The organism is Metabacillus schmidteae, assembly GCF_903166545.1.
GTDB lineage: Bacteria > Bacillota > Bacilli > Bacillales > Bacillaceae > Metabacillus > Metabacillus schmidteae.
The window spans coordinates 324,064-342,403 of sequence record NZ_CAESCH010000001.1 but is presented as its reverse complement, the minus strand read 5'-3'; the positions used below and the strand labels follow the sequence as shown (position 1 = coordinate 342,403).

General features: G+C 40.2%; 9 protein-coding genes, 2 tRNA genes and 3 rRNA genes. 1 reads left to right on the top strand and 13 read right to left on the bottom strand.

Features of this window, described 5'->3' with window-relative positions; genetic code table 11:
* Positions 1-89: 89 nt before the first annotated feature.
* Complete coding sequence (gene guaB / locus HWV59_RS01540) at positions 90-1,553, bottom strand: IMP dehydrogenase (protein ID WP_175637939.1); 1,464 nt, start codon at positions 1,551-1,553, stop codon at positions 90-92.
* Positions 1,554-1,674: 121 nt separating this feature from the next.
* On the opposite strand from guaB, the gene HWV59_RS01535 reads away from it, so the two are divergent.
* Positions 1,675-2,631: a YaaC family protein gene (locus HWV59_RS01535; RefSeq protein ID WP_175637938.1), complete on the top strand. Its 957-nt coding sequence runs from the start codon at positions 1,675-1,677 to the stop codon at positions 2,629-2,631.
* Between the two features lie 1,038 nt (positions 2,632-3,669).
* On the opposite strand, the gene rrf is transcribed toward HWV59_RS01535, so the two are convergent.
* The 12 genes from rrf to dnaN form a co-directional block, all read right to left on the bottom strand.
* Positions 3,670-3,785, bottom strand: a 5S ribosomal RNA gene (gene rrf / locus HWV59_RS01530).
* Between the two features lie 79 nt (positions 3,786-3,864).
* Positions 3,865-6,794, bottom strand: a 23S ribosomal RNA gene (locus HWV59_RS01525).
* Between the two features lie 245 nt (positions 6,795-7,039).
* Positions 7,040-7,115 (bottom strand) — tRNA-Ala (locus HWV59_RS01520).
* Between the two features lie 16 nt (positions 7,116-7,131).
* Positions 7,132-7,208 (bottom strand) — tRNA-Ile (locus HWV59_RS01515).
* 71 nt (positions 7,209-7,279) lie between these two features.
* Positions 7,280-8,829, bottom strand: a 16S ribosomal RNA gene (locus tag HWV59_RS01510).
* Together the 16S, 23S and 5S rRNA genes with 2 tRNA genes alongside form the textbook arrangement of a ribosomal RNA operon.
* A gap of 257 nt (positions 8,830-9,086) precedes the next feature.
* A complete protein-coding gene (locus HWV59_RS01505) occupies positions 9,087-10,172 on the bottom strand; it encodes an HD-GYP domain-containing protein (protein ID WP_175637937.1) in 1,086 nt (361 codons plus the stop codon).
* 114 nt (positions 10,173-10,286) lie between these two features.
* Positions 10,287-12,770, bottom strand: coding sequence for a DNA gyrase subunit A (gene gyrA, locus HWV59_RS01500; protein ID WP_175637936.1), 2,484 nt, complete (start codon positions 12,768-12,770; stop codon positions 10,287-10,289).
* A gap of 313 nt (positions 12,771-13,083) precedes the next feature.
* Positions 13,084-15,012, bottom strand: coding sequence for a DNA topoisomerase (ATP-hydrolyzing) subunit B (gene gyrB / locus HWV59_RS01495; protein WP_175637935.1), 1,929 nt, complete (start codon positions 15,010-15,012; stop codon positions 13,084-13,086).
* A gap of 148 nt (positions 15,013-15,160) precedes the next feature.
* Complete coding sequence (gene remB / locus HWV59_RS01490) at positions 15,161-15,406, bottom strand: extracellular matrix regulator RemB (protein ID WP_175637934.1); 246 nt, start codon at positions 15,404-15,406, stop codon at positions 15,161-15,163.
* Between the two features lie 10 nt (positions 15,407-15,416).
* On the bottom strand, positions 15,417-16,535 hold the full coding sequence (gene recF / locus HWV59_RS01485) for a DNA replication/repair protein RecF (protein ID WP_175637933.1): 1,119 nt from the start codon (positions 16,533-16,535) through the stop codon (positions 15,417-15,419).
* A 16-nt stretch (positions 16,536-16,551) separates the two neighbouring features.
* Positions 16,552-16,767: a S4 domain-containing protein YaaA gene (yaaA, locus tag HWV59_RS01480; RefSeq protein ID WP_026561638.1), complete on the bottom strand. Its 216-nt coding sequence runs from the start codon at positions 16,765-16,767 to the stop codon at positions 16,552-16,554.
* Positions 16,768-17,009: 242 nt separating this feature from the next.
* Positions 17,010-18,146, bottom strand: coding sequence for a DNA polymerase III subunit beta (gene dnaN, locus HWV59_RS01475; protein ID WP_102231808.1), 1,137 nt, complete (start codon positions 18,144-18,146; stop codon positions 17,010-17,012).
* Positions 18,147-18,340: the final 194 nt, after the last annotated feature.

The following is an 18,340-nucleotide window of genomic DNA, read 5'->3' as shown; positions in this document are numbered from 1 at the left end:
GAAAGAGCAAAAAAAATAGACAGAGTCATAGACTCTGTCAAATGTTATAGTTCTGTCATATTTGGATTATATTTAATCCAAAAGACTTATTATAACGAGTAATTTGGGGCTTCTTTCGTAATTTGGACATCATGTGGGTGGCTTTCTTTTAAGCCTGCGCCAGTCATACGGATAAATTGTGAATTTTCTCTAAGTTCTTTAAGATCCTTTGTTCCACAATAACCCATACCAGAACGAATACCACCGACTAATTGATAAATAGTATCTGCTAATGGCCCCTTATATGGAGTTCTTCCTTCAATACCTTCTGGAACGAACTTCTTGTTGTCTTCTTGGAAATAACGATCTTTACTTCCCTTTTCCATTGCAGCTACAGAACCCATACCACGATAAACTTTAAAACGTCTTCCTTGGAAGATTTCCGTTGCACCAGGACTTTCAGAAGTACCTGCAAGTAAACTTCCTAACATGACAGCATGGCCACCTGCAGCTAAAGCTTTTACCATATCACCAGAGTATTTAATACCTCCATCTGCAATAATCGATACCCCATGTTTTCTTGCTTCTGTTGCACAATCATATACTGCTGTGATCTGTGGTACACCTACTCCTGCAACTACTCGAGTTGTACATATAGAACCAGGTCCAATTCCTACCTTGACAACATTTGCACCAGCTTCTATTAGATCTTTTGTAGCTTCAGCAGTTGCAACATTTCCTGCAACAATATTCAGGTTTGGATATTCATTACGGATCGCCTTCACTGTATCAAGAACACCCTTTGAATGACCATGAGCTGTATCAACTACAATTGCATCTACATTTGCTTCAACTAACTTCTTAACACGAATCATTGAATCACCTGTAACACCAACCGCTGCAGCAACAACTAGGCGTCCATGTGAATCTTTAGCTGAGTTCGGGAATTCAATTACTTTTTCAATATCCTTAATTGTAATAAGACCTTTTAAAATACCATCATTATCCACTAAAGGTAGTTTTTCAATTTTATGCTTTTGCAACATACTTTCAGCTTCTTTTAGAGTTGTTCCAACAGGTGCAGTTACAAGATTTTCCTTTGTCATGACATCACTGATTTTAATGGAATAATCTTGAATAAATCTCATATCACGGTTTGTGATAATACCAACTAATTTCTCTTCTTCGGGGTTATTTACAATTGGAACACCTGAGATTCTATATTTACCCATTAAGTGCTCTGCGTCAAAAACCTGATGATCTGGAGTTAAATAAAATGGGTCTGTAATAACTCCTCTTTCAGATCTTTTTACTTTATCAACCTGCTCTGCTTGCTGTTCAATTGACATATTCTTATGAATAACACCAATTCCACCTTGTCTTGCAATCGCAATAGCTAATTCAGCTTCTGTTACAGTATCCATACCAGCACTGATAATTGGAATATTAAGTTTTAAGCTAGGTGTAAGCTGTACACTTAAATCCACATCTCTTGGTAATACCTCAGATTTTGCTGGCACTAATAGAACATCATCAAAAGTTAAGCCTTCTTTAGAAAATTTTTGTTCCCACATTAGTAAAATCCCCCTCTTTTCGGCAAAATATTATTAGTAGATTATCAACATGTTTTCAGACTGTCAAGAATGGAATAAAGAGTTTAAATATTTAGAATTAAATAATTGGAGTGTACAATTTATGCCAGCCTTGTATTGGGAACGCTTACTATCGTATCATTCAACGCAAACAATTCAAAAGAAATTAGAAAGATGTTATAAAAATCTTTCTGAAGAAAATTCAAGTGGCTTGTCCTATGATAATTGTTACCGATTTATTTACTTTCTTAAACATGGTGAAAATTTCTTTTTACAGGCCAACCAGTCACCACAAGCCATTCAACCAATTTTGCTTTTTTATGGTATATCACAGCTATTGAAAGCATGCTTATTAATAAAGGATCCCAACTATCCTTCAACTTCATCAGTACTAGCACATGGGGCATCAAGCAGAAAAAGAAAAAAACAACAATATCAATTTTTAAAAGATGAAATTAAAGTTCAGAGAAATGGTTTGTTCAGCCATGTAGCAAAGGAACTTTTTCAAATACAGGATCATCTTGAAGCCGAAAAGTACTCAATGGAATTACTTCTTAACCAAATAGCTGAGATGAACGATGTTTTGTTGTTTCATCAAGCTAAAAAAAATTATGTGAAAGTTGAAACAACTGGCCAACGTCAAATCATTTTAACAGATACCACTGCTCAATATTTCCATATGTCAGCTGAAAGACTTTCTGAATTTTTAGGGAAAAATCACCATCTTGAGCGGGAAAAAGATGCTACGAATAACCAAATTATTTTACGAACTAAATATTCAAATCATACGTTTCACTGTTCACCCTTTTTATTTCATATCGAGGATAATGCATTTTATTTACCAAACAAACGTGAATCATTTCTATCCCTTCCGGAACTTCTCGTTCACTACTTATTGCTATATAACCTGAGTATGATCTCACGTTATGAAACTGAGTGGTGGTATGAACTCCTATTAGGAACATCAAATGATGACTATCCAATTATTCTACGTTATATGGAAATAGCTAAAAGAAAGATCCCTTATTTTATTTTGAAGTTTTTAGAAGAACATTTGTGAATTTTAACATTAAAGGAGAAGCTAAACCTAAGGGTAGCTTCTCTTTTTTACGTTCAGATTTCTGCTGGCTTGCGATAAGCGTGGGAATCTCCGCGTCAGTTGTTCATTCAGTGTCATGTGCCATCTGCGCACACATTAGTAGGGTGTTAAGTTAATTTATCTTCGATTATGAAGATTTATCAACGATTATTTCATTTTATCTTCGATTTTCAGCAACTTATCTTCGATTATTTTAATTTATCTACTATTCTACAAAATTCACCAAAAATCTACATACACGTAAACTCCATATCAAACAAAAAAAGACCAGTATCTCTACTGATCTTTTCCCTCTTCTTACTTGGCGACGTCCTACTCTCACAGGGGGAAACCCCCAACTACCATCGGCGCTGAGAGCTTAACTTCCGTGTTCGGATTTCGGCTTGCGATAAGCGGCGAATCTCCGCGTCAGCTTGTTCGTTCAGATCCTCATGTGCCAACTGCGCACATTCCGGTCTTCTCTCTCGGCGCTTCCTTACTTGCACAGGATGTGCTGACTTCTACGTTGCCACAGGACGTGGCGCTCTTAGTAGAAGTTCCTTAATATGCTTCTCCCAAGCCTCAGGCTAGTAAGTTTACTTTGTCTCTACCTCTTTACAGACTAAACCTTCGGTTTATTTTACTTTTTAAATCCATACAAAAAAAGACCAGTATCTCTACTGATCTTTTTTCCTCTTCTTACTTGGCAACGTCCTACTCTCACAGGGGGAAACCCCCAACTACCATCGGCGCTGGAGCTTAACTTCCGTGTTCGGATTTCGGCTTGCGATAAGCGGCGAATCTCCGCGTCAGCTTGTTCGTTCAGATCCTCATGTGCCAACTGCGCACATTCCGGTCTTCTCTCTCGGCGCTTCCTTGATCTTCTTGCTTCTCCCAAGCCTCAGGCTAGTAAGGTTACTTTGTCTCTACCTCTTTACAGACTAAACCTTCGGTTTATTTTACTTTTTAAATCCATACAAAAAAAGACCAGTATCTCTACTGATCTTTTTTCCTCTTCTTACTTGGCGACGTCCTACTCTCACAGGGGGAAACCCCCAACTACCATCGGCGCTGAAGAGCTTAACTTCCGTGTTCGGCATGGGAACGGGTGTGACCTCTTCGCCATCATCACCAAATAATATAAAGTTTGAAGGCATGTTCCTTCAAAACTAGATAACGATTCACAATTCAATTCACTAAGCTTACGCTTTTTATTAGGTTAAGTCCTCGATCGATTAGTATCAGTCAGCTCCACACGTCACCGCGCTTCCACCTCTGACCTATCAACCTGATCATCTTTCAGGGATCTTACGTCACTAAGTGACAGGGAAATCTCATCTTGAGGGGGGCTTCATGCTTAGATGCTTTCAGCACTTATCCCTTCCGCACATAGCTACCCAGCTATGCCTTTGGCAAGACATCTGGTACACCAGCGGTGCGTCCATCCCGGTCCTCTCGTACTAAGGACAGCTCCTCTCAAATTTCCTACGCCCACGACGGATAGGGACCGAACTGTCTCACGACGTTCTGAACCCAGCTCGCGTACCGCTTTAATGGGCGAACAGCCCAACCCTTGGGACCGACTACAGCCCCAGGATGCGATGAGCCGACATCGAGGTGCCAAACCTCCCCGTCGATGTGGACTCTTGGGGGAGATAAGCCTGTTATCCCCGGGGTAGCTTTTATCCGTTGAGCGATGGCCCTTCCATGCGGAACCACCGGATCACTAAGCCCGACTTTCGTCCCTGCTCGACTTGTAGGTCTCGCAGTCAAGCTCCCTTGTGCCTTTACCCTCTACGAATGATTTCCAACCATCCTGAGGGAACCTTTGGGCGCCTCCGTTACATTTTAGGAGGCGACCGCCCCAGTCAAACTGCCCACCTGACACTGTCTCCCAGCACGATCAGGGCTGTGGGTTAGAATTTCAATACAGCCAGGGTAGTATCCCACCGACGCCTCCACCGAAGCTAGCGCTCCGGCTTCTCAGGCTCCTACCTATCCTGTACAAGCTGTACCAAAATTCAATATCAGGCTACAGTAAAGCTCCACGGGGTCTTTCCGTCCTGTCGCGGGTAACCTGCATCTTCACAGGTACTATAATTTCACCGAGTCTCTCGTTGAGACAGTGCCCAGATCGTTACGCCTTTCGTGCGGGTCGGAACTTACCCGACAAGGAATTTCGCTACCTTAGGACCGTTATAGTTACGGCCGCCGTTTACTGGGGCTTCGGTTCAAAGCTTCGCTTGCGCTAACCTCTCCCCTTAACCTTCCAGCACCGGGCAGGCGTCAGCCCCTATACTTCGCCTTGCGGCTTCGCAGAGACCTGTGTTTTTGCTAAACAGTCGCCTGGGCCTATTCACTGCGGCTTTTCCGGGCTATTCACCCTAAAAAGCACCCCTTCTCCCGAAGTTACGGGGTCATTTTGCCGAGTTCCTTAACGAGAGTTCTCTCGCTCACCTTAGGATTCTCTCCTCGCCTACCTGTGTCGGTTTGCGGTACGGGCACCTCTCACCTCGCTAGAGGCTTTTCTTGGCAGTGTGGAATCAGGAACTTCGGTACTATAGTTCCCTCGCCATCACAGCTCAGCTTATGTGACAACGGGATTTGCCTCGTTGTCAGCCTAACTGCTTGGACGCGCTAATCCAACAGCGCGCTTACCCTATCCTTCTGCGTCCCCCCATTGCTCAAACGGTGAGGAGGTGGTACAGGAATTTCAACCTGTTGGCCATCGCCTACGCCTTTCGGCCTCGGCTTAGGTCCCGACTAACCCTGAGCGGACGAGCCTTCCTCAGGAAACCTTAGGCATTCGGTGGAGGGGATTCTCACCCCTCTTTCGCTACTCATACCGGCATTCTCACTTCTAAGCGCTCCACGAGTCCTTCCGGTCTCGCTTCACAGCCCTTAGAACGCTCTCCTACCATTGTTCGTAAGAACAATCCACAGCTTCGGTGATACGTTTAGCCCCGGTACATTTTCGGCGCAGAGTCACTCGACCAGTGAGCTATTACGCACTCTTTAAATGGTGGCTGCTTCTAAGCCAACATCCTGGTTGTCTAAGCAACTCCACATCCTTTTCCACTTAACGTATACTTTGGGACCTTAGCTGGTGGTCTGGGCTGTTTCCCTCTTGACTACGGATCTTATCACTCGCAGTCTGACTCCTGAACATAAGTCTTTGGCATTCGGAGTTTGACTGAATTCGGTAACCCGATGGGGGCCCCTAGTCCAATCAGTGCTCTACCTCCAAGACTCTCATTTCAAGGCTAGCCCTAAAGCTATTTCGGAGAGAACCAGCTATCTCCAAGTTCGATTGGAATTTCTCCGCTACCCACACCTCATCCCCGCACTTTTCAACGTGCGTGGGTTCGGGCCTCCATTCAGTGTTACCTGAACTTCACCCTGGACATGGGTAGATCACCTGGTTTCGGGTCTACGACCACGTACTCTTTCGCCCTATTCAGACTCGCTTTCGCTGCGGCTCCGTCTTATCAACTTAACCTTGCACGGGATCGTAACTCGCCGGTTCATTCTACAAAAGGCACGCCATTACCCATTAACGGGCTTTGACTACTTGTAGGCACACGGTTTCAGGATCTCTTTCACTCCCCTTCCGGGGTGCTTTTCACCTTTCCCTCACGGTACTGGTTCACTATCGGTCACTAGGGAGTATTTAGCCTTGGGAGATGGTCCTCCCTGCTTCCGACGGGATTTCACGTGTCCCGCCGTACTCAGGATCCACTCTGGAGGGAACGAAGTTTCAACTACAGGGTTGTTACCTTCTTTGACGGGCCTTTCCAGACCTCTTCATTTACTCCGTTCCTTTGTAACTCCGTATAGAGTGTCCTACAACCCCAAGAGGCAAGCCTCTTGGTTTGGGCTAATTCCGTTTCGCTCGCCGCTACTCAGGAAATCGCGTTTGCTTTCTCTTCCTCCGGGTACTTAGATGTTTCAGTTCCCCGGGTCTGCCTTTATTACCCTATGTATTCAGGTAAAAATACTACTCCATTACGAGCAGTGGGTTCCCCCATTCGGAAATCTCCGGATCAAAGCTTACTTACAGCTCCCCGAAGCATATCGGTGTTAGTACCGTCCTTCATCGGCTCCTAGTGCCAAGGCATCCACCGTGCGCCCTTAACAACTTAACCTTCGACAAATGATAAGCTTCAGATTACTTCGTTGGCTTCATGTTCTGCGGTGCTCATGGACAAATTACGTCCATTCCGCTCCTCAACCATTTCGCCGCCTCGTACTCTTCGCTTCTCCTTTGTCTCAAGACATAAGTACTTACTTAATGTCCTGATTCAAATATTATTAAGAGAATCACTAAACTAAGCGTTTAAACTCAGTGAATTACTTGAATTGTTTTCGTTATCTAGTTTTCAAAGAACATTGGTGGAGCCTAGCGGGATCGAACCGCTGACCTCCTGCGTGCAAAGCAGGCGCTCTCCCAGCTGAGCTAAGGCCCCATATTTTTATTTGAGATGGTGGGCCTAAATGGACTCGAACCATCGACCTCACGCTTATCAGGCGTGCGCTCTAACCAGCTGAGCTATAGGCCCATCTCTATAAATTCAGAGAACAAAGTTCTCTCAAAACTAAACAAAATACCAAGCGTACCTCATATCCTTAGAAAGGAGGTGATCCAGCCGCACCTTCCGATACGGCTACCTTGTTACGACTTCACCCCAATCATCTGTCCCACCTTAGGCGGCTGGCTCCTTACGGTTACCCCACCGACTTCGGGTGTTACAAACTCTCGTGGTGTGACGGGCGGTGTGTACAAGGCCCGGGAACGTATTCACCGCGGCATGCTGATCCGCGATTACTAGCGATTCCGGCTTCATGCAGGCGAGTTGCAGCCTGCAATCCGAACTGAGAATGGTTTTATGGGATTGGCTTGACTTCGCAGTCTTGCAGCCCTTTGTACCATCCATTGTAGCACGTGTGTAGCCCAGGTCATAAGGGGCATGATGATTTGACGTCATCCCCACCTTCCTCCGGTTTGTCACCGGCAGTCACCTTAGAGTGCCCAACTGAATGCTGGCAACTAAGATCAAGGGTTGCGCTCGTTGCGGGACTTAACCCAACATCTCACGACACGAGCTGACGACAACCATGCACCACCTGTCACTTCGTCCCCCGAAGGGGAACCTTCTATCTCTAGAAGTAGCGAAGGATGTCAAGACCTGGTAAGGTTCTTCGCGTTGCTTCGAATTAAACCACATGCTCCACCGCTTGTGCGGGCCCCCGTCAATTCCTTTGAGTTTCAGTCTTGCGACCGTACTCCCCAGGCGGAGTGCTTAATGCGTTTGCTGCAGCACTAAAGGGCGGAAACCCTCTAACACTTAGCACTCATCGTTTACGGCGTGGACTACCAGGGTATCTAATCCTGTTCGCTCCCCACGCTTTCGCGCCTCAGCGTCAGTTACAGACCAGAGAGTCGCCTTCGCCACTGGTGTTCCTCCACATCTCTACGCATTTCACCGCTACACGTGGAATTCCACTCTCCTCTTCTGCACTCAAGTTCCCCAGTTTCCAATGACCCTCCACGGTTGAGCCGTGGGCTTTCACATCAGACTTAAGAAACCGCCTGCGCGCGCTTTACGCCCAATAATTCCGGACAACGCTTGCCACCTACGTATTACCGCGGCTGCTGGCACGTAGTTAGCCGTGGCTTTCTGGTTAGGTACCGTCAAGGTACCAGCAGTTACTCTGGTACTTGTTCTTCCCTAACAACAGAACTTTACGACCCGAAGGCCTTCATCGTTCACGCGGCGTTGCTCCGTCAGACTTTCGTCCATTGCGGAAGATTCCCTACTGCTGCCTCCCGTAGGAGTCTGGGCCGTGTCTCAGTCCCAGTGTGGCCGATCACCCTCTCAGGTCGGCTACGCATCGTCGCCTTGGTGAGCCGTTACCTCACCAACTAGCTAATGCGCCGCGGGTCCATCTGTAAGTGACAGCCGAAGCCGTCTTTCAATTTCGAACCATGCGGTTCGAAATGTTATCCGGTATTAGCTCCGGTTTCCCGGAGTTATCCCAATCTTACAGGCAGGTTACCCACGTGTTACTCACCCGTCCGCCGCTAATCGTCGGGAGCAAGCTCCCTCAGATTCGCTCGACTTGCATGTATTAGGCACGCCGCCAGCGTTCGTCCTGAGCCAGGATCAAACTCTCCAATAAAGTGTTTGATGTAGCTCATAAAAGTTTTGTACTATATAGTACGTTTTTGTTAATCGAAATTAACGTTGGCACGCTTGGTTTTGTTTAGTTTTCAAAGAACTTTTATCGCCCAAAAGCGACTCCTTTAATATAACATTTAACTCATTATCAAGTCAACTGTTTTTTTATTTGTTACTTTTTTGAATTCAGCTCTGATTAGCTGACTTAAAAGATTATAGCAGCAACAAAAACTTTAGTCAACACAAATCAGAGCTTTTTTATATAATTTCTTCTATAAACATTTCTCTTCGATCTTTTAATGAAATGATTTCCTCTGTGAATAAGTATTTCACCATTGGTCTAGTAGGATTATGATCATCTATAAAGATGATTTCGGCATCCAGACCATTTGATAACCTTACCTTAGTACCTGAGGAAAATCTGGTAATACCCTTTTTTAACTCGTTAATGATTGTAATATCAAACTTTCCAAAGTCATCCTCCATTATTTGCTCTAAAACCTTAAAAGGCGATTGTTTACTTCGATATGGTCTAATAGAGACCATTGCCTGATATGTGTCAGCCAAGGCTACTATTTTGCTGTATGGGTGCAGCTGCGATTCTCTTACATTCAATGGATAACCACTGCCATCAATTCTCTCATGATGCTGCAAAACCCCCATCTTCACTCCATCTTTGATAGACATGATGTTTTTAAGCATATTGTAGCTATGAACTGGATGTTGTTTTATATCTTTGTATTCACTCTCAGTTAATGTTAATTTCTTTTTTAATATATTTTGATTTACTTTAGCCATACCACAGTCACATAATAACCCCGTTAATGCAATCTGATTTACTTCACCTTGTTGGTAACCTAACTTGTTTGCTAAATACGCACTAACCAATGCCACTGAAATACTATGATGAAAAACGTAATCTTCTTGTTGGCAATAATGATAAAGCTTAAATACTTCTTCATCATTGCGAACAATATTAGGAACTAAGGGTATTATCACTTGTCTTACCTTATTAATATCCAGTAAACCACCAGATTGACAGTTTATAAAGAGCTGTTTGTAAGCTTGTACACTTTCTAAATATTGTTGATAAAATGTTTTATGGATTACTTCCTCTTTTGAAATGTCTGTCACTTGATCTTCATCAAAGAATGATGGTCTAAATTCTTTTCCGTTTTCCAATACGCTTGCTACTTGTACCTCTTTAACTAAAAATGCTTGTAGAACATCTTTTAAATGATTATTAATGATTGTATTTTTATATGCTAATGGTCTACTTGTTGCTGATAAGACATGATCAGTTAAAATACAACCTTCTTGTAATTGAGTAATATGGATTTTCAAAAGGTATCCCTCCCTAGTCCATTATACCTAAAAACGAGAACATTGCTCTATTTTTAAATAGAAAATTAAAAAGGAGTTAATACAGCACGATTGTGTGTATTAACTCCCTTTTTTCTATTCCTCAGATTGAATATCTGCTTCTGTTTCTTCCTCTTCCTGGTCTTGTTCCTCTTCTTTTTGCACCAAAGCAACAGTTGATACAGAAACATTCTCATCAAGCTTAATTAATTTTACACCTTGTGTGTTACGTCCCATTTTGGATATAGTATCAACATCCATACGAATTATAATACCGCTTGCCGTGATTAACATAATATCCTCTTCTCCAGTAGCAGCTTTTACTGATACAACTGGTCCATTTTTCTCGGTGATATTACATGTTTTCAACCCTTTACCGCCACGGCTTTGAACTCGATATTCTTCAGAAGGAGTTCGTTTTCCATATCCATTGCCTGTAACAATTAGAACATCCACATTTTCTTCGAGAATTTCCATACCAACAACTTCATCATCCTCATCAAGGGAAATCCCTTTAACTCCTGAAGCAGTTCGGCCCATTGAACGAACATCTGATTCTGGGAAACGAATCAACATACCATTTTTGGTCCCGATGATAATGTCTTTTGAACCATCTGTTAATTTAACTGAAATAAGTTCATCTTGTTCACGAAGACCTACAGCAATTAATCCATTATTACGGATATTTGCGAATTGAGATAATGGGGAACGCTTAGAGACCCCTTCTTTTGTTGTAAAGAATAAGAACCAATCATCAACAAATTCAGAGACAGGTATAATTGCATTAACCCATTCGCCTTTTTCTACACTTAATAAATTAATAATTGGAAGACCTTTAGCTGTTCTGCTAAATTCAGGAATTTCATATCCCTTCGCTCTATAAACCTTCCCTTTATTAGTGAAGAATAGGATTGTATCGTGGGTTGATGTTGTTAATAGCTGTTCGACAAAATCATCATCATTTGTTCCCATTCCCTGGATGCCTCTTCCGCCACGTTTTTGACTTCTATAAGTGGATACTGGAAGACGTTTAATGTATCCATTATGAGTTAATGTAATGACGATATTTTCAACAGGAATAAGATCTTCATCTTCAATTGCTTCAAGACCTCCTGAAACAATTTCAGTACGACGAACATCATTGAATCGATCTTTAATTTCAGTCAACTCATCACGAATAATCGCAAGTACTTTTTCTTCATCTGCTAAAATAGCTTTTAATTCTGCAATTAACTTAATAAGTGATTGATATTCTTCCTCGATCTTTTCACGTTCTAATCCGGTTAATCTCTGTAGTCGCATATCTAAAATTGCTTGAGCCTGCTTTTCACTTAGAGAAAATTGCTCCATTAATCCATTACGGGCAATTTCAGTAGTTTGTGAATTACGGATTAATGTAATCACTGCATCTAAATGATCAAGTGCCACACGCAAACCTTCAAGTATATGAGCTCTAGCTTCTGCTTTTCTTAATTCAAAAGCTGTTCTACGCTTAATAACAACTTTCTGATGCTCAAGGTAATGGAATAGCATTTGCTTAATATTAAGAACCTTAGGGTGACCATCCACTAAAGCAAGCATATTGATTCCAAAACTTGTTTGCAGTGCTGTTTGTTTATAAAGATTGTTAAGTAATACATTGGCATTAGCATCTTTGCGGACTTCGATTACAACACGCATACCATTACGATCAGATTCATCGCGTAAATCTGTAATTCCGTCGATTTTCTTATCACGAACCAATTCAGCAATCTTTTCAACCAGCTTTGCTTTATTTACTTGATAAGGAATTTCTTTCACAATGATTACTTGTTTACCTGAAGGTTTTTCTTCAATTTCTACCTTCGCTCGAAGTGTAATGGAACCGCGACCTGTTTCATAAGCTTTTCGAATTCCGCTACGACCAATGATTTGTCCTGCCGTTGGGAAATCCGGACCAGGTATAATTTCCATAATTTCAGGAATAGTTAAATCCGGGTCCTTACTTAAAGCGAGAACTCCATCAATAACCTCTCCTAATTGATGTGGAGGAATATTCGTTGCCATACCTACCGCAATTCCTGTTGCACCATTTACTAGTAAGTTTGGAAATCTAGCCGGGAGAACAACCGGTTCTCTTTCAGACCCATCATAGTTATCCTGGTAATCGATTGTATCTTTATTAATATCACGGATTAATTCCATGGATATTTTAGACATACGGGCTTCCGTATAACGCATTGCAGCTGCTGAATCTCCATCTACAGAACCAAAGTTACCGTGTCCATCAACTAACATATATCGAAAGTTAAAATCCTGAGCCATACGAACCATTGTTTCATAAACAGCTGAATCACCGTGCGGATGGTATTTTCCTATTACCTCTCCAACGATACGTGCTGATTTCTTAAATGGTTTGTCTGAAGTCATTCCTAAATCATTCATTGCATACAAAATACGACGGTGAACAGGTTTTAATCCATCACGCACATCAGGTAAAGCACGAGATACGATAACACTCATTGCATAACCTAAAAAAGATTCTCGCATTTCGTTACTAATATTTCTTTCTATAACATGAGAGCTTTGATTTTCTGCCATTCTAAGATAACCTCCCTTGTCCTTTCTGCAATCTTAATTGGGAGTTCCAAGTCATTCATCAGAAAACAGCAAAACACTATCATATTTGAAAATTTTCATGATAGTAGTTATCTGTTATAAATCCTGCCCAATTGGATAGTTTATTAATAGTCTACTCTTCATTATAGCAATATTGACGAGAGAATACACATGAATTTACTAGATAATTCATAGATAATCATTATATATACGAGTATTCGGCTAAATTACATATAAAAGTTTCGAACCTTTTAAAAAACACCTCATCGATATGAGGTGTTTCTGATTCACTTAATTAAATATCTAGATTTTTGACATATTGTGCATTTTCCTCGATAAAGTTTCGACGGGGTTCTACTTTATCTCCCATAAGCGTATCAAACGTTTCATCCGCATCAATTGCATCTTCTAGGGTTACTTGAAGCAATGTACGTGTTTCCGGATCCATGGTTGTCTCCCATAATTGATCCGGATTCATCTCTCCAAGACCTTTATAACGTTGAATTCCCGGCTTTGGTTGTTCTGGCATTTCTGCTAAGTAAGCATCAAGTTGTTTATCATTATAGGCATATTCAACTCGCTTACCTTGTTGGATTTTATATAGTGGCGGTTGAGCAATATAAATATAACCTTGTTCAATAATAGGACGCATATAACGATAAAAGAACGTTAATAGCAATGTACGAATATGTGCTCCATCTACATCTGCATCTGTCATAATCACAACTTTATGGTAACGGGCTTTAGTGATATCAAAATCTTCACCAATACCTGTCCCTAATGCTGTAATAATGGCTCTTATTTCATTATTAGACAAAATTTTATCAAGCCTTGCCTTCTCAACATTGATAATTTTCCCTCTTAACGGCAGGATGGCCTGGAAATGTCGATCACGCCCCTGCTTCGCAGAGCCACCTGCAGAATCACCCTCAACGATATATAATTCGCTAATTGATGGATCCTTTGAGGAGCAATCAGCTAATTTACCAGGTAAATTTGAAATTTCTAAAGCACTTTTACGTCTTGTTAATTCACGTGCTTTCTTAGCTGCCAAACGCGCTCTGGCTGCCATAAGACCTTTTTCAACAATCTTTCTTGCTACAGATGGATTTTCTAGCATGAATTTATCAAATGCCTCTGAGAAAACAGAGTCGGTAACTGTTCGGACCTCTGAATTTCCAAGCTTTGTCTTCGTTTGCCCCTCAAACTGAGGATCAGGATGCTTAATCGAGATAATAGCTGTAATACCTTCCCGGACATCTTCTCCTGATAGATTATCATCATTTTCTTTGAAAATTTTATTCTTTCTAGCATAATCATTAATAACACGTGTTAAAGCTGATTTAAATCCAGCTTCATGTGTTCCACCTTCATAGGTATGAATATTATTAGCAAATGAATAAATGTTACTAGTGTAGCTGTCATTGTACTGAATAGCTACTTCTGTCGTGATTCCATCTTTTTCCCCTTCAATGTAGACAGGTTCATCATGAATAACCTCACGAGTACGGTTTAAGTGTTCAACATAAGACTTAATACCACCTTCATAGTAGTATTCATTTGAACGCTTATTCTCACGTTTATCCTCAATTGTAATTTTTAAACCGCGATTAAGGAAAGCAAGTTCACGGATACGATTAGCTAAGATCTCATAATCGTATTCTGTTGTTTCTTTAAAGATTTCCGGATCAGGCTTAAAGTGAGTAATCGTTCCAGTTATTTCACTTTCACCAATAACCTCTAAATCTGCTGCAGGTACTCCTTTATGAAACTGTTGAAAGTGAATTTTCCCTTCACGATGTACAGTGACATCAAGCACTGTTGAAAGGGCATTTACTACAGAGGCACCAACACCATGAAGACCACCGGAAACTTTATAACCTCCACCACCGAATTTACCCCCGGCATGGAGAACAGTCATAATAACCTCTACAGCTGGACGTCCCATTTTTTCATGTATCCCTACTGGGATTCCACGACCATTATCTTTAACAGTAATACTGTTGTCTTCTTCTATGATCACATTGATTTCATTACAGAAACCAGCTAAAGCCTCATCAATACTATTATCAACAATTTCCCAAACTAAATGATGCAGACCTTTGCCACTAGTTGATCCGATATACATACCTGGACGTTTACGAACAGCTTCCAGACCTTCTAATACTTGAATCTGATTTTCATCATATGATTGTTGTTGGACTTGATTGTTATCTGTCGTCAAACTGATCACCTACACTTTTCCTAAAGCTTACATAACCGATTTAGAAGCCTGTTACATATGGCTTCTTAAAAGAATATTCTGTTACCAACTATATAACAATTGATAAACAGGCAGCTTTATATTTAAGTCTATAAAAGCCTTTTTCAATCTAATCTATATCAAAAGCAACATGTGCTCGTTTTTTTAATGTGCTTGATGATAATGGTGAAAAATAAATTTTATCAAGCGTTATAATAATAGATTTTGCATCATTACTCGCTAGTTGAACGATTTTATCCTGCTGTTTTTTGAAAAATTCATCGACAATTGCTGATTCTTGTGAAGATTGTCGATCCAATATCATAACGACTTCTTTTGAAGGGACAACATGGTTGTCTCCTAGATGAATATACATATGAATCACCTCATTTTTCGTCAGAAAGCTCTCCCGCCTTCACGTGAAAGGTCGCGGCTTCCTTTAATGTTTGATGGTCGATTCCTTCTACACTTGTTGTTGTAACAAATGTCTGTACTTTTCCTTGAATGGTATTTAACAAATGAGATTGTCTAAAATCATCCAATTCAGATAATACATCATCTAGCAAAAGAATTGGATATTCTCCTATTTCGTTATGGATCAAATCAATTTCAGCCAATTTTAACGATAAAGCAGTTGTTCTTTGTTGACCTTGTGATCCATATGTTTGTACATCATGGTCATTTACATAAAAAAGCATATCATCCCGATGAGGTCCTGCTAGAGTAGCCCCACGTTCGATTTCCTTTTCTCTTATTTTAGCAAATTTTTGTTCATATGCTTCTATCATTTTCGTCAAATCATGATCTTCTGATACATCAACAGAAGGCTTATATTTAATCCTTAGTGTTTCTAGTCCTCTGCTAATTCCAGAATGGATAGGCTCAGCCCATTTTTGAAGCTCAGAAATAAACTGTAGACGTTTATAAATGATCTTTGCAGCCGCTTCACAGAGTTGTTCTGTTAAAACATCCAGCATTGTTTGATCCTTTTGTTTTCTTAGCTGTAACAATTTTAAATAATGATTTCGCTGCTGCATAATTTTCTGGTAACGACTTAGATCATGGAGATAGATAGCTGAAACCTGGCCAATTTCCATATCAATAAATCGTCTTCTTACCTGAGGGCTTCCTTTTACCAAATTCAAATCTTCAGGAGCAAACATGATGACATTCATAGCCCCTACATATTGGCTTAATTTTTCTTGTTCTATATGATTTAATTTCGCTTTTTTGCCTTTTTTCGAAATAACTAATTGAAGAGCTGTTGAACGGTTGTATTTTTCAATACTACCTTCTATTTTAGCATACTCTTGATCCCAACCAATCAATTCCTTATCATTCGAGGTACGGTGTGATTTTGCCATAGCTAGGACATAGATTGATTCCATAACATTTGTCTTTCCTTGTGCATTTTCTCCAAGGATAACATTTACTTTATTTTCAAATTGTACAGTCAGATCCGCATAATTACGATAATTTTTTAATTTCAGCTCTTTTATAAACAATATTTGTACACCAACTTTAATTTTTCACAATATATGTGCCGAAATCAGGTATATAGAGAACATCGCCATCTCTCAACTTTTTTCCACGACGATTTTCAGGTTCATTATTAACAAAAATCTCATATTCTGATAAAAACCACTTTGCCATTCCACCAGACTGAATCACATCTGCTAATTTTAGAAATTGGCCAAGTGTAATAAACTCCGAATCAATTTTGACTGGTTTAGCCATAGTGAACCACCTTTCACATCAGTAGTCTCTAACCTTTTTATTTTACTAAAAAATTGATCATAAGTACAACTGCTCTCAATACCTATTCTGCGTGTCCACTCCACAAAGACACCAAATTCAAACTTCAATCTATTTAGGACCTTTTGACCATACATCTAAATTTTTACAACTAAAAGAAAAGGACTGACATTAAAATCAGTCCTTCTTTTAAAAGCTATCAAGGCATTTCTGCTTTTCTTATGTCAATATGTTCTTACTGGTAATATTAGTTGGAGCATTGAATCATCGTCTTTTGTTTGAATGACAAACGGTCTCATTGCCCCTGTAAAATTAACATTTATTTCAGTGCCTTCAAGTGCCTTTAAAGCATCCATTACATATTTTGCACTAAATGAAATTTTCAATTCTTCTCCCTTAACTTCCTCTGCTTGAATTTCTTCACTTACTTTTCCAATTTCAGGAGAGTTAGAAGATACCTCAATCATTCCTTCAGATAATGTTGAAAGTTTTACAACATTGTTTCGAGCTTCTTTTGCAAGCAATGATGCACGATCAATGGCTTGTAGGAATTCCTTTGAATTCAAAGTTAAGTTTGTTTTACTATCTGAAGGTATTAAACGGGATGTATCCGGGTAATTGCCATCTAATAATCTTGAAAAGAATAATAAATTTTTTGCTTTGAATAATACTTGATTCTCAGTAATAACAATTTCAATCGGTTCACTTGTATCATCAAGGATTTTACTTAATTCACTAAGACTTTTTCCAGGAATAACAGCATTATAAGAGATTTGATTTTCTGAATTTATCATTGCTTTCCTTAAAGCTAAACGGTGGCTGTCTGTAGCAATACAGATTAATTCACCATTTTCAAGTTTCCAATTAACCCCTGTTAAGATTGGTCTTGTTTCAGAAGTTGAAACAGCAAAAACAGTTTGACGTATCATTGCTTTTAGTAAGTCTGTTGGAATCTTAAATAAATGATCTTCTGCGATTTGAGGAAGATGAGGATATTCCTCAGCATCTAAGCCATTTAGGCTAAACTCCGCTTTACCAGATCGGATAATTGTTGAATGATGATTTCCTACTTCAATTTCAACAATATCCATTGGAAGTTTCTTTACTATTTCACTAAAAAACTTAGCTTGTAAGACAACACTACCGGCTTGGACAATTTCCACAAATTCTTTACCATCTTCTTCGGCTGGTATAAACGATTCAATAGAGATATCAGAATCACTACCAGTTAAGGTTACACCCTCAGTGTGAGCAACAATCTTAATTCCTGTCAAAATTGGAATAGTTGTTCTAGAAGATACAGCTTTCATCACATCTTGAACACCTTGAACTAATTTATCTCGTTGAATAATAAATTTCATGAATATATTCCTCCTGTTCCTAAGCCATTTTAAATTCTAGCAATGCAATTAGGATTTGTGAAACTCTTAGTTATATTATTTTTTTATAAAAAATATAGTAGAAGTACTAGTAGGCGCTGTGGAAATGTGGATAACTACCTGAAAAGCAGAGAAACACAGCCTATCCACATGTGGACAGACTGTGTATACATCTG